Annotated in this window: 13 protein-coding genes; 4 read left to right on the top strand and 9 right to left on the bottom strand. The window is 67.6% G+C overall.

The annotated features are described in order from the left end of the window. The 3 genes from VFL64_RS03745 to VFL64_RS03735 form a co-directional block, all read left to right on the top strand. The coding region (locus VFL64_RS03745) for a TetR/AcrR family transcriptional regulator (protein WP_489539045.1) at window positions 1-656 on the top strand (656 nt) is incomplete at its 5' end. Window positions 657-662: 6 nt separating this feature from the next. Then, entirely contained in the window at window positions 663-1772 is a 1110-nt protein-coding gene (locus tag VFL64_RS03740; RefSeq protein WP_489539044.1) for an alkene reductase, read from the top strand. Between the two features lie 5 nt (window positions 1773-1777). Next, complete coding sequence (locus VFL64_RS03735) at window positions 1778-2542, top strand: SDR family oxidoreductase (RefSeq protein WP_489539043.1); 765 nt, start codon at window positions 1778-1780, stop codon at window positions 2540-2542. Between the two features lie 105 nt (window positions 2543-2647). Here the strand turns inward: VFL64_RS03735 and VFL64_RS03730 are convergent, their stop codons facing one another. The 8 genes from VFL64_RS03730 to VFL64_RS03695 form a co-directional block, all read right to left on the bottom strand. Beyond that, complete coding sequence (locus tag VFL64_RS03730; RefSeq protein WP_489539042.1) at window positions 2648-3961, bottom strand: NAD(P)/FAD-dependent oxidoreductase; 1314 nt, start codon at window positions 3959-3961, stop codon at window positions 2648-2650. Window positions 3962-4065: 104 nt separating this feature from the next. After that, window positions 4066-5190: an ABC transporter permease gene (locus VFL64_RS03725; protein WP_489539041.1), complete on the bottom strand. Its 1125-nt coding sequence runs from the start codon at window positions 5188-5190 to the stop codon at window positions 4066-4068. Then, window positions 5187-6140 (bottom strand): ABC transporter ATP-binding protein, encoded by a 954-nt coding sequence (locus VFL64_RS03720; RefSeq protein WP_489539040.1) that lies wholly within the window; start codon window positions 6138-6140, stop codon window positions 5187-5189. The genes VFL64_RS03725 and VFL64_RS03720 overlap by 4 nt, the downstream gene beginning before the upstream one ends. After that, window positions 6137-7078 carry an HlyD family secretion protein gene (locus VFL64_RS03715; RefSeq protein ID WP_489539039.1) on the bottom strand — a complete coding sequence of 314 codons (942 nt, stop codon included), beginning with the start codon at window positions 7076-7078 and terminating at the stop codon, window positions 6137-6139. Before VFL64_RS03715 ends, VFL64_RS03720 begins: the two co-directional genes overlap by 4 nt. Next, window positions 7075-7710 (bottom strand): TetR/AcrR family transcriptional regulator, encoded by a 636-nt coding sequence (locus VFL64_RS03710; RefSeq protein WP_489539038.1) that lies wholly within the window; start codon window positions 7708-7710, stop codon window positions 7075-7077. The genes VFL64_RS03715 and VFL64_RS03710 overlap by 4 nt, the downstream gene beginning before the upstream one ends. A gap of 97 nt (window positions 7711-7807) precedes the next feature. Beyond that, on the bottom strand, window positions 7808-8992 hold the full coding sequence (locus tag VFL64_RS03705; RefSeq protein WP_489539037.1) for an acyl-CoA dehydrogenase: 1185 nt from the start codon (window positions 8990-8992) through the stop codon (window positions 7808-7810). 20 nt (window positions 8993-9012) lie between these two features. Then, complete coding sequence (locus VFL64_RS03700; protein WP_489539036.1) at window positions 9013-10173, bottom strand: acyl-CoA dehydrogenase family protein; 1161 nt, start codon at window positions 10171-10173, stop codon at window positions 9013-9015. A 2-nt stretch (window positions 10174-10175) separates the two neighbouring features. Beyond that, window positions 10176-11378: an acyl-CoA dehydrogenase family protein gene (locus tag VFL64_RS03695; RefSeq protein WP_489539035.1), complete on the bottom strand. Its 1203-nt coding sequence runs from the start codon at window positions 11376-11378 to the stop codon at window positions 10176-10178. A gap of 262 nt (window positions 11379-11640) precedes the next feature. Here VFL64_RS03695 and VFL64_RS03690 point away from each other — a divergent pair, with 262 nt between their 5' ends. Continuing rightward, the gene (locus VFL64_RS03690; protein WP_489539034.1) at window positions 11641-12456 is read left to right on the top strand and encodes an IclR family transcriptional regulator; all 816 of its coding nucleotides are present in this window, start codon (window positions 11641-11643) and stop codon (window positions 12454-12456) included. A 32-nt stretch (window positions 12457-12488) separates the two neighbouring features. On the opposite strand, the gene VFL64_RS03685 is transcribed toward VFL64_RS03690, so the two are convergent. After that, on the bottom strand, window positions 12489-12917 hold a 429-nt coding region (locus VFL64_RS03685; RefSeq protein WP_489539033.1), incomplete at its 5' end, for a response regulator.

The raw sequence follows: 12917 nt of genomic DNA, 5'->3' as shown, positions 1-12917 counted from the left end.
AAGACGACTGGTCATATTCTTTGCGGATGCCTCGCACCGCCGACCCGACCGACATCCCCGAGCGCCTGCTCGCCGCAGGGCTGGAGCTCTTCCTGCGCCAGGGCTACAACGCCACCGGCGTGCAACAACTCACCGACCACGCGGGCGTGCCCAAGGGCTCGTTCTACAACCACTTCGCCAGCAAAGAGGCCTACGCCGCGGCCATCGTCGAGCGCTACGAACAGCAGATGCTGCGATCGTGGGAACGCATGATGGCGAGCGCACCTCAGGCGCCCCTGGCAGCCATCCGCCATGTGTTCGCGCAGATGGTGAGCTACCACGAGCGCAGCGACTGCCCCGCGGGCTGCCTCATCGGCAACTTCGCCGCCGAGATCGCGCTAACAAGCGACGCCTGCCGGCAGAACCTGCTCGCCGCACAGCTCGGCTGGCGCCAGCGACTGGCCGGCCTGGTGGCCGCAGCCCAGGCCAGCGGAGAGATCCGCAACGACATCGACGCCACCGCCCTGTCCGCCCTCACCTGGGCCGCATGGGAAGGCGCCTTGCTGCGCATGAAAGTCGAGCGCACGACCGCGCCGCTGCGCGAAAGCATCACCCTCATCTTCGACCAGCTCGCACAGGCTCCTCTCACACCCACCCCTTCCAGGAAAGCACGCTGAACCACCATGGGCACACCCACCGACACCTTCCTCGCCGACGCCTTGTTCCAGCCCCTCAAGCTGGGCCGCATCACGCTCGCCAACCGCATGGCCATGGCCCCGCTCACGCGCAACCGCGCTGCGGCCGGCAACCTGCCCTCGCCGCTCGCGGCCGACTACTACAGCCAGCGCGCCAGCGTGGGCCTGGTGATCGCCGAGGCGACGCAGGTCTCGGCCACCGCCCAGGGCTACGACGCCACGCCGGGCCTGCACACGCCCGAGCAGATCGCCGGCTGGAAGAAGGTGACCGACGAGGTGCACGCCAAGGGCGGCAGGATCTTCGTGCAGCTGTGGCACACCGGGCGCATTGGCCACACGCGCTTCCAGCCGAACGGTCAGCAGCCGGTGGCCCCCTCGGCCATCCTGGCCAACGGCAAGACTTACATCATTGGTGAAGGCTTCGTGCCGACCACCGAGCCGCGCGCACTCACCACCGACGAGATTGCCGGCATCGTCAACGACTTCCGCACGGCCGCCGCCCACGCCATCCAGGCCGGCTTCGACGGCGTGGAAGTGCACGGTGCCCACGGCTACCTGGTCGACGCGTTCCTGCGCCGCGGCGCCAACCAGCGCACGGACCAGTACGGCGGCTCGATCGAGAACCGCGCCCGCTTCCTGCTGGAGGTGATGAGCGCCGTGATCGGCGAGATCGGTGCCGACCGCTCGGCCATCCGTCTCTCGCCGGTGTCGCCTGTGAATGACTCGAACGAGCCCGATCCGCAGCCGCTGTTCGAGCACGTGGTGCGCGAACTGGAGAAGCTGCACCCGGTCTACATCCACGTCGTCGAGGGCCACACCGGCGGCCCGCGCGACAACGCGCCCTTCGACTACGAGGCGCTGCACCGCCTGTACTCGGGCGTCTGGATGGTGAACAACGGCTACACGAAAGAGATGGCCGTCGAGGCCATCGCGAGCGGCCGCGCCGACATGGTCTCCTTCGGCCGCTGGATGATCACCAACCCCGACCTGCCGCGCCGCTTCCGCGAGAACCAGCCGCTCAACAAGCCGTTCAAGGACGCGTCGCTCTACGGTGGCGAAGGCCCGCACGGCTACACCGACTACCCGGCGCTGGGCTGAGCAGCATGAGCACCAAGCTGCAAGGAAAGATCGCGCTCGTCACGGGCGGCGCAGGCGGCATCGGCCGCGCCACCGCACTCGCCTTCATGCGCGAAGGCGCCAAGGTCGCGGTGGTCGACATCCACATCGCGAATGCGCAGGCCGTGGCCGAGGAGATCAAGGCCGCCGGCGGCGATGCCATCGCCATTGCCACCGACATCTCGCGCAGCGAGCAGGTGGCAGCGATGGTGGCCCAGGTCGTCGCGCACTACGGCCGCCTCGACGTGGCATTCAACAACGCCGCCGTGGACCTCGAGCACGAGCCCTTGCACAAGATCACCGAAGAGGTGTTCGACCGGCTCGTCAGCGTCAACGTCAAGGGCACCTGGCTGTGCATGAAGCACGAGATCGAGCAGATGCTCAAGCAGGGTGGTGGCGGCGCCATCGTCAACACCGCCTCCATCGGCGGCGTAGGGGCAGCGCCGCGGCAGCCGATCTATGGTGCAACCAAGCACGCCGTGATCGGCATGACGCAATCGGCCGGCGTGGAGTACGGCCGCAAGGGCATCCGCGTGAACGCCGTGTGCCCGGGCGTGATCCGCACCGGCATGATGGAGCGCGCGATCGAGCGCGACCCGCGCCGCCAAATGCACGTCGACCAGATCCACCCGATCGGCCGCCTGGGCGAGGCGGAAGACATCGCACGCGCGGTCGTCTTCCTGTGCTCGGACGACGCCGCCTTCATCGTCGGCCACCCTCTGCCGGTGGACGGCGGTTATCTCGCACGCTGAAGCGAGCGAAGCAAGCGCACATCAAGCAACGCCCGCGGACCGGCTTTGCCGGTCCGCCAGGCGGCGCCCCTTGGGGGCAGGAGCGATAGCGACTGGGGGGCCGAATCAGTGCAGCTTGATACGCGGCCGGTAGGTTCGGTCGAGCATCTCCGACAGCGTGATCAGCATCGTCTTGCGCACACCGCCGAGCGCGAACTGGTGCTGCTTGTGCAGGCCCCAGTACATGAACTGCGCGAGCCGCCCTTCGATGAAGAGGCTGCCGCGCGTCAGGCTGCCCATCAGGCTGCCCACCGACGAGTACTCTGACAACGACACCAGCGAGCCCTGGTCCTTGTAGACGAAGGGCACCACCGGCTCGCCCCGCATGAGTTGCGGCAGCGCCTTCACCAGGTACATCGCCTGCTGGTAGGCGGCCTGGGCACGTGGCGGCACCCAGGTGCCATCAGGCTGCTGGCAGGCCGCGCAGTCGCCGAAGGCGAAGATGTGCTCGTCGCGCGTGCTCTGCAGGTTGCCGTTGACCATCAGCTGGTTGAGGCGGTTGGTTTCGAGCGGCTTGTCATCGCCGCCCAGGGTCTTCAGGAAGTCGGCCGCCTTCACGCCCGCGGCCCACACCGTGAGCGTGGAGCCGATGACCTTGCCGCTGGCCATCTTGACGGCATCGGCCGTCACCTCGACCACCTTCTCGTTGGTGTGCACCTCGATCGCCAGCTTGCGCAGCTCGCGCACGGCCGATTCGCTCAGGCGCTCGGGCAGCTGCGAGAGCAGGCGCGGTGCGGCCTCCACCAGCACGATCTGCAGATCCTTCTCGGGGTGAATGTGGTCGAGCCCGAAGTTGGCGAGCACACGCGCCGCTGCATGCAGCTCGGCGGCCAACTCCACGCCGGTGGCACCGCCACCGACGATGGCCACCGTGAGGCGGCCGCTGCCGGCCACGCGCGGGACGCTCTGTGCGCGGATGCAGGCGTTGATGAGCCGGTCGTTGAAGCGCTTGGCGGCCTGCGGGCTGTCGAGCTTGATGGTGTGCTCAGCCGCGCCCAGCGTGCCGAAGTCGTTGGTCTGGCTGCCCACGGCGATCACCAGCGTGTCGTAGCCGACTTCCTGGGGCGGCGTGATCTCCAGGCCGGCCTCGTCGTAGCTGGCGGCGAGCTGGATGGTCTTGGCCGCACGGTCCACGCCCACCAGGCTGCCGAGGCGGAACTTGAAGTGGTTCCAGCGCGCCTGCGCCAGGTACTCGATCTCTTCGGCATGGGTGTCGAAGCTGCCGGCGGCCAGCTGGTGCAGCAGCGGCTTCCACACGTGGGTGCGCGCCGAATCCACCAGCGTCACCTCGGCCAGCTTCTTGCGGCCCAGGCGCTTGCCGAGCTGCGTGGCGAGCGCGAGGCCTCCCGCCCCACCGCCCACGATCACGATGCGATGCATGTGGCTTTCACTCCCTGCTGTTCTTGGATGCCGCACCGTGCGCTGTGCGAATGTCGGACGATCATAGCCGAAGCGAACGATCGTTCTATTTTGTGGAATCCCCGTCAGTCCACCGTCTGGCGGTAGCGCGTCATCGCGACGGCCCCGGCCACCAACATGAAAAGCGCAATCGGCCACAGGTGCGGTGCCACCTCGGCCAGGCCGTTGCCCTTGAGCATGATGCCGCGCACGATGCGCAGGAAGTGCGTGAGCGGCAGCGCCTCGCCAACCCACTGCGCCCAGGCCGGCATGCCGCGAAACGGGAACATGAAGCCGGTCAGCAGCATCGAGGGCAGGAAGAAGAAGAAGGTGAGCTGCATGGCCTGCAGCTGGTTGCGCGCGATGGTCGAGAAGGTGAAGCCCACCGCCAGGTTGGCCGCGATGAAGACCACCAGCACGAGAGAGAGCAGCCACAAGCTGCCGAGCATGGGCACGTCGAACAGCAGCTTGGCGGCACCCAGGATCACCGTCACCTGCACGTAGCCGATCAGGATGTAGGGCACGATCTTGCCGAGCATCACCTCGAAGGGCTTGGCCGGCGTGGCGAGCAGGTTCTCCATGGTGCCGCGCTCGCGCTCGCGCGTCATGGCCAGCGAGGTCATCATCACCATGGTCATGGTGAGGATCACGCCGATCAGACCGGGGATCACGTTGTAGCTGGTCAGGCCTTCGGGGTTGTAGCGGCGCTGCACGCGCAGGTCGAAAGGTGGCTGGTCTTGGCGCAGCGCCGCGTGGGGGCCGATGAGGTCGCGGCCGATGCTGCGCTCGCCGATGCCGTTGAGGCTGGCGATGGCGTTGCCGGTGGCCGCGGGGTCGGTGGCGTCAGCCGCCAGCAGCATCACCGGGCGCTCGCCGCGCAGCAGCTTGCGCGTGAAGTCGCTGGGCACGACCAGCGCGAACTGCACCCGGCCTTCGGCGAGCAACTCGTCGGCGCGCTGCACGCTGCCGGGCCGCTCGGTCACGCGGAAGTAGCTCGAGTTCTGCAGCCCGGCGACGAAGCTGCGCGTGTAGGCGCTCTGGTCCATCACCACCAGCGCGAGCGGCAGGTGCTTGGGGTCGCTGTTGATCGCGTAGCCGAAGAGGATGAGCTGGATGATGGGCACGCCCACCATCATCCCGAAGGTGAGGCGGTCGCGGCGGACCTGGCGCAGCTCCTTGATGAGGATGGCGAGAAAGCGCGTCCAGCTCATGCTGCCTTCTTCTCAGCGAAGTTGTCCTGCGCGTCCTGCATCAGCGCAATGAACACATCCTCGAGGCTGGGTTCGATGACCTCGATCTTGAGATTGCGCCCCAGCAGCGGCTGCGTGGCGCGCTCCAGCGCCTCGCTGCTGCCCGCGCTCACGTGCAGCGTGGCCCCGAAGGGCGCCACGGTCTTGATACCCGGCGCATCGCGCAGCTGGTGGCCCACCTCGACCAGGCCCTCACCCGAGATGGCCCAGGTGCTGAGCCCGGCACCGGCGATCACCTCGGCCACCGTGCCGCGCGTGAGCAGGCGGCCGTAGGAGATGTAGGCCAGCTCATGGCAGCGCTCGGCCTCGTCCATGTAATGGGTGGAGACGAGCACGGTGAGGCCGGCCGCCGCCAGCTCGTGGATCTGGTCCCAGAAGTCGCGCCGTGCGGCCGGGTCGACGCCGGCGGTGGGCTCGTCGAGCAGCAGCAGCTGCGGCGCATGGATCAGGCAGGCGGCGAGCGCGAGCCGCTGCTTCCAGCCGCCCGAGAGCGAGCCCGAGAGCTGCTTGCGCCGCGTGGCCAGGCCCAGGCGCTCCAGCGTGTCGGTGACCTTGCGTGCACGGTCGCTCACGGCGTAGACGCGGGCGATGAAGTCGAGGTTCTCCTCGATGCTCAGGTCTTCGTAGAGGCCGAAGCGCTGCGTCATGTAGCCGACCTGGCGCTTGATCAGCGCGGCCTGCGTGCGGATGTCGTAGCCCAGGCAGGTGCCTTCGCCTTCATCGGGTGTGAGCAGGCCGCACAGCATGCGGATGGTGGTTGTCTTGCCGCTGCCGTTGGGGCCGAGGAAGCCGTAGATGCGGCCCTTGGGCACGCGCATGTCGAAGTGGTCGACGACCACCCGGTCGCCGTAGCGCTTGGTCAAACCTTTCACGTCAATGACCGCGTCGATGACGGCTTCGTGAGAACTCACAGTCGCGCCTCCAGCGGCTGGCCCGGGTGCAGGCGGCGTGCATCGGCAGCACTGGGCAGCGCCTCGATCATGAACACCAGCGAGGCGCGGTTCTCCTTGCTGTAGATCAGCGGCGAGGTGAACTCAGCCTCGGGCGAGATGAAGCTCACCTTGGCCGCGATGGGTGCGGGGCAACCGTCGCAACTGAGCTGCACCGACTGGCCGAGCGCGACCTTGCCCAGCAACGGCTGCGGCAGGAAGAAGCGGGCCTTCACGCGCTCGGGCGGCAGCAGGCTGACGATGGGGCTGCCCTGCGGCACGTACTCGCCTTCGCGGTACATCACATCGACCACATCGCCCGCGGCGGGCATGCGCTGCGTCTTCTGCTGCACGCGCCATTCGGCCTGGGCCAGCGCGGCCTTGGCGGCGTTCACCTCCTGCGCGGCGGCGGCGATCTCGTTGCTGCGGCGGCCCTGCACGGCCAGCTTGAGCTGCGCCTGCAGGTCGGCCACGTTGGCCTGGTCGCGCGCGACGGCGTTGCGAGCCTCGTCCAGCGTGGCCTCGGAGGTGAACTTCTCGGCCACCAGCCGCTCGGCGCGCGCGAGCATGGCCGACGAGTACTTCAGTGCGGCCTGCGCCTGGCCGAGTTGCGCACGCAGCACGGCCAGCTCTTCGGGGCGCTTGCCGAGCTTGAGGTCGGCCAACTGCTCCTCTGCGCGCAGCACACGGGCCGCCGCTTCCTCGCGTGCCGCGCGCTCGCTGTCTTGCTCCAGCACGAAGGCCGGTGCGCTGGCGCCGACGCGGTCACCGCGCTGCACGTAGAGCTTGGTGAGCGTGCCGCTGATGGGCGCGGCCAGGCGCAGGTTCTCGCCTTCCACATAGCCCGGAAAGACCTCTTGCGCAGGCTGCGAGCAGGCCCCCAGGCAGAGCAGCAGCACGAGAAGGGCATGGCGCGTCATGGCTTGGCTCCTGGTTGAACCGTGATCCCGCGCAGCGCGAACCCGATGCGCTGCGCAATGGCCTCATCCGACAGGATGTGGTCGTCGATGGCCCGCCCCACCGCAGCGCCGGCCTGCTGTTGGACAGCCGCGCCGATCAGCACCGGCGCCCCGACCGCGCCGAACAGGAAGGCGATGACCGTGGGCGGCGGTGCCTTCACGATCAGCTTGCGGGCCTGAGCCTGCGCAATGAGCTGCAGGATCACCGCCACGTGGCGCGGCAGGTTGTCGCGCAGGAACTCTGCGGCCAGCGGCTCGCCCGCCATCGCGTCGGCCGCGATGCGCAGCAGCAGCGCGCGCTGGTCGCGCCCGAAGCGCGCCAACATGCCCAGGGCGTCGCGCAGGTTGTCGAGCGGAGAGCGCTTGGGGTCGACCTTCAGCGAGAGCGCCGAGAACATGTCTTCGTACACCCGCTGCAGCACCGCGCGGATGAAGTTCTCTTTGTTCTTGAAGTGGTAGTGAAACATCCCGAGGTTGACCCCGGCATGCTCGGTGAGCTTTCGCACCGACAGCCCCGCGCTGCCGGTCTGCGGCAAGAGCGCCAGCCCCGCGTCGAGCAGCAGCTGGTCTACGTTCTGGGACGGGCGTGGCATGGTGATTACTATACGAACGTATAGTAATCTGTGTCAAACCCGGCTCGTCAACGAAAAAGCGGACCCGAAGGTCCGCTTTGCGTCCGGGTGGGCCGGCTCAGTTCGCGAACGCCGCAATCCCCGTCTGCGCGCGCCCGAGGATGAGCGCATGCACGTCGTGCGTGCCCTCGTAGGTGTTCACCACCTCGAGGTTGACCAGGTGGCGCGCCACGCCGAACTCGTCGCTGATGCCGTTGCCGCCCATCATGTCGCGCGCGAGGCGGGCGATGTCGAGGCTCTTGCCGCAGGAGTTGCGCTTCATGATGGAGGTGATCTCCACCGCGGCCGTGCCTTCGTCCTTCATGCGGCCCAGGCGCAGGCAGCCTTGCAGGCCCAGCGTGATCTCGGTCTGCATGTCGGCGAGCTTCTTCTGGATCAGCTGGTTGGCGGCGAGCGGGCGGCCGAACTGCTTGCGGTCGAGCACGTACTGGCGGGCGCGGTGCCAGCAGTCTTCGGCCGCGCCCAGCGCGCCCCAGGCGATGCCGTAGCGGGCACTGTTCAAGCAGGTGAACGGGCCCTTGAGGCCGCGCACCTCGGGGAAGGCGTTCTCTTCGGGGCAGTACACGTTGTCCATCACGATCTCGCCGGTGATGCTGGCGCGCAGGCCGACCTTGCCGTGCACCGCAGGGGCCGAGAGGCCCTTGGCGCCCTTGTCCAGCACGAAGCCGCGGATCGCGCCTTCGTCGTCCTTGGCCCACACCACGAAGACGTCGGCGATGGGGCTGTTGCTGATCCACATCTTGGCGCCGGTGAGGCTGTAGCCGCCGGCCACCTTCTTGGCGCGCGTGACCATGCTGCCGGGGTCGGAGCCGTGGTCGGGCTCGGTCAGGCCGAAGCAGCCGATCCACTGCCCGCTGGCTAGCTTGGGCAGGTACTTCTGCTTGGTGGCTTCGTTGCCGAACTCGTTGATGGGCACCATCACGAGCGAACTCTGCACGCTCATCATCGAGCGGTAGCCGGAGTCGACACGCTCCACCTCACGCGCGATCAGGCCGTAGCTCACGTAGTTGAGGCCGGCACCGCCGTACTGCTCGGGGATGGTGGGACCCAGCAGGCCCAGCTCGCCCATCTCGCGGAAGATGGCCGGGTCGGTCTTCTCGTGGCGGAAGGCTTCGAGCACGCGCGGGGCCAGGCGGCCTTGCGCATAGGCGTGGGCGGCGTCGCGGATCGCGCGTTCGTCGCTCGTGAGCTGCTGGTCGAGCAGCAGGGGGTCGTCCCACTGGAAGGCGGCTTTGTTGGCCATGGTGTGTCTCCGGAAGGTGGTCAGGCAGCGAGAGGAATGTCGCGCTGGGTGAGTGATGCGAACCGCTGCAAGTGGGTGTCAGTGTCCCCGAAGCTGAGCTCGATCGCCATCAGCCGCTTGAAGAAGTGGCTGACATTGAGCTCTTCGGTCATGCCCATGCCGCCGTGCAGTTGCACCGACTGCTGGCTGATGAAGCGGCAGGCGTTGCCGACCACCACCTTGGCGGCCGAAAGGGTCTTGCGGCGCTGGCTGTCGTCGGCCACGTTGCAGTGCATCGCGGCGAGATAGGCCATCGAGCGCGACTGCTCCAGGTGCAGCAGCATGTCGGCGGTGCGGTGCTGCAGCGCCTGGAATCGGCCGATGGGCTGGCCGAACTGCTGGCGGGTCTTGAGGTATTCGATGGTGGCGTTGACGGTGGCCTCCATCACGCCCAACGCTTCGGCGCACAGCGCAGCCAGGCCGATGTCGAGCGCGCGGTCGATGGCCGCGGTGGCGCTGGTCGACGGTGCGCCGAGCAGTGCGCTCGACGGCAGCTTCACGTCCTTCAGCAGCACCTCGGCGGCGCGGCGGCCGTCGAGCGTCTTGAAGGCTCGCAGCGTGAGGCCGGGCGTGTCCGTGGCGATGCGGAACACCGCTACACCGTTGGCATCGCCCGGCTGGCCGCTCAGGCGGGCCGAGACCAGCAGCTCGTCGGCGGCCGGTGCGAGCGACACCACGGCCTTGTGGCCGTTGAGCACGTAGGCATCGCCGCTCTTCTTCGCGCTCGTCTCCACCCACACCGGCTGGCCGCGGCCTGTGGCTTCAAGGTGCGCAAGCACCACGATGCGCTCGCCCGCGCCCATCGCGGGCAGCAGCTCGGCCCGCTGTTCGGGTGAGCCGAAGTCGCGCACCAGCGCGGTGGCGACCACGGCGCTGTCGAGCAGCGGCTCGCACAGCAGCGCGGGCCCGGCCGACTGCATCGCCAGCAGCGTCTCGATTGGGCCGTAGCCCAGGCCGCCGTCGGCCTCGGGGATGTTCATCGCCAGCACGCCGAGATCGGCCAGGCCCTGCCAGACCTCGCGACTCCAACCCTCGGCGCTCTTGAGGATCTTGTTGCGGCGCTCGAAGCTGTAGTCGCCCTGCACGAAACGGGTGATGGCGTCCTGCAGTTGTTGTTGCTCGTCGCTGAAGCTGAAGTCCATGGTCAGAGCCCGATCAATTGTTGGGAGATGATGTTCTTCTGGATCTCGTTGGAGCCACCGAAGATCGAGAGCTTGCGCATGTTGCAGTAGTGCGCGCCCAGGCCGGCGGCGTAGCGCGGGCCGATGTCGCCTTCTTCGTCGCTCTCGGTTTCCGGCTTGAACGGCAGCGCATACGGGCCGACCGCCGCGACCAGCAACTCGGTGATCGCCTGCTGGATCTCGGTGCCCTTGATCTTCAGGATCGACGCGGCCGGGCCGGGCGCCTTCTCGTTTGCCTCATCCGACAGCACGCGCAGGTTGGTCATCTCCAGCGCCATCAGGTCGATCTCGATCTGCGCGATCTTGGCGGAAAAGAGCGGGTCATCAAGCAGCGGCTTGCCGTTCTTCTTCTCCGCTGCGGCCACGCGCTTGAGCCGCTCGATCTCGCGCTTGCTGATGCCGATGCCGGCAATGTTGCTGCGCTCGTGACCGAGCAGGAACTTGGCGTACGTCCAGCCCTTGTTCTCTTCACCGATCAGGTTCTCGGCCGGCACGCGCACGTTCTCGAACCAGACCTCGTTCACCTCGTGCGCACCGTCGAGCGTGATGATGGGGCGCACGGTGATGCCCGGCGTCTTCATGTCGATCAGCAGGAAGCTGATGCCGCGCTGCGCCTTGGCCTGCGGGTCGGTGCGCACCAGGCAGAAGATCCAGTCGGCGTGCTGGCCGAGCGTGGTCCAGGTCTTCTGGCCGTTGACGATGAAGTGGTCGCCCTGCGCATCGATGCCGCGCACCGCACGCGTCTTGAGCGAGGCCAGGTCGGAGCCGGCGCCCGGCTCCGAGTAACCCTGGCACCACCATTTGCGCGCGCTGCTGATGTCGGGCAGGAATCGGCGCTGCTGCTCCGGCGAACCAAAGGCCATGATCACCGGCGCCACCATCTTGATGCCGAAGGGGATGAGCCGCGGCGCACCGGCCGCCGCGCACTCTTCTTCGAAGATGTACTGCTGCACCGCATTCCAGCCGGGGCCGCCGAACTCCTTGGCCCAGCCCGGCCCGCCCCAGCCGCGCTCGTGCAGCGTGCGCTGCCACATCACGTGGTCGTCACGCGTGAGGCGCAGGCTGTTCACCACCTTGTGGCGAATGGACGCAGGCAAGTGGGCGTTGACGAAGCTGCGCACTTCCTCGCGGAAGGCTTGCTCGTCGGGGGTGAAGGTGAGGTCCATGGGGTCTCGGGGGAGGTTGTCGCTTGACAGTTTGTACTGCAATGCGGAACAATATTCCGCACACAAAAACAAGCTTCAGATTGTTCATGCTCTACCAAGGGCTGTCAACGTGCAATCTTTCAGCCAGCTGAACCTCTCGTTTTACCCGGCAATTTCTGCACGACGACACAAAAATGCAACCTCGCCTCGGGGAATGTCACGAATTTCCGTTTGCAGATTTATGTTCCACTTTGGGCGCCCCAGCAGGGATCGACAGGACACGATGAACGCACTCACCAAGCAGGCCGCCACGACGGCCAAGCCCGCCCCCAAGACCAAGGAAGACCGCCATTTCGTCACCGCGCTGGCACGCGGGCTGGAGGTGCTCGCCTGCTTCCGCTCGGGCGACAAGGCACTGGGCAACCAGGAGATCGCGCAGCGCTGCCGCTTGCCCAAGTCGACGGTCTCGCGGCTGACTTCCACGCTGACGAAGCTCGGCTACCTGATCCAGGTGGAAGAGAGCGGCAAGTACCGGCTGGGCACGGCCACGCTGTCGCTGGGCAGCGCGATGCTGGCCCGGCTCGACGTGCGCCAGATCGCCCGGCCCATGATGCAGGAGCTGGCCGATGCCTCGCGCTCGATGGTGTCGCTCGGCACGCGCGACCGGCTGTCGATGATCTACGTGGAGAACTGCCGCAGCTCGGCCGCGCTCACGCTGAGCCTGGACGTGGGCTCGCGCATCCCGGTGGCCACCTCCGCCATCGGCCGCGCCTGGCTGGCCGCCATCTCCGAGCGCGAGCGGCAAGACTTCATGGAGCGCGTGCAGGAGCTCGATGAAGTGGCCTGGCCCGACATCCGCGACGGCATCGAGCGCGCCATGGACGAATACGCCACGCTCGGTGTGACCTGCTCGTTCGGCGAATGGCAGCGCGACGTGAACGGCATCGCACGCGCCTTCCAGCCGGGTGGCGGCCTGCCGCCCATGGCCATCAACTGCGGCGGGCCCTCGTTCAACCTCTCGAAGGAGTTCCTGCTGAACGAGGTGCGCCCACGCCTGATCGACACGGTCACGCGGCTGGAGGCCTCGCTGCTGCGCTGAAGCGCTGAAGCGCTGAAGCGCTGAGCGCGAGTTCACCTCGCGAAGCGGGGCCCGTACTGCGCTGCGCCGCCTTTGCCGGAACCCGGCACCCGGTCGGCCATCAGCCCGCGGCGCACGCCCTTCTCCAGCTGGGCGGCACTCACGGGCTTGACCCAGTATTCGTAGGCGCCGAGGCTCATCGCCTTCAGGATGTCGATCGACAAATGGTCGGCCGTGAGCAGCGCCACCTTCAGGCCTTCGGAGATCTCCAGCGTGAGCGCGCGCACGACCTCCAGGCCGCCCATGTCGGGCAGGTGCATGTCGAGCAAGACGAGATCGGGGTGTTCGGCGCGAACCTTCTGCACGCCCTCGGCCCCGGTGGTGGCCTTGAGCAACTTCACGTGCGGCAAGGTGGCGGCGAGTTGCGCCTCGACCAGCAGAAGGTTGATCTCCTGGTCTTCGATGTAGAGCACCGTGCCGTG

This window comes from Rhizobacter sp. (genome assembly GCF_035702065.1).
Taxonomy (GTDB): Bacteria; Pseudomonadota; Gammaproteobacteria; order Burkholderiales; family Burkholderiaceae_C; genus Rhizobacter.
This window is presented reverse-complemented; position numbering and strand designations above follow the sequence as displayed.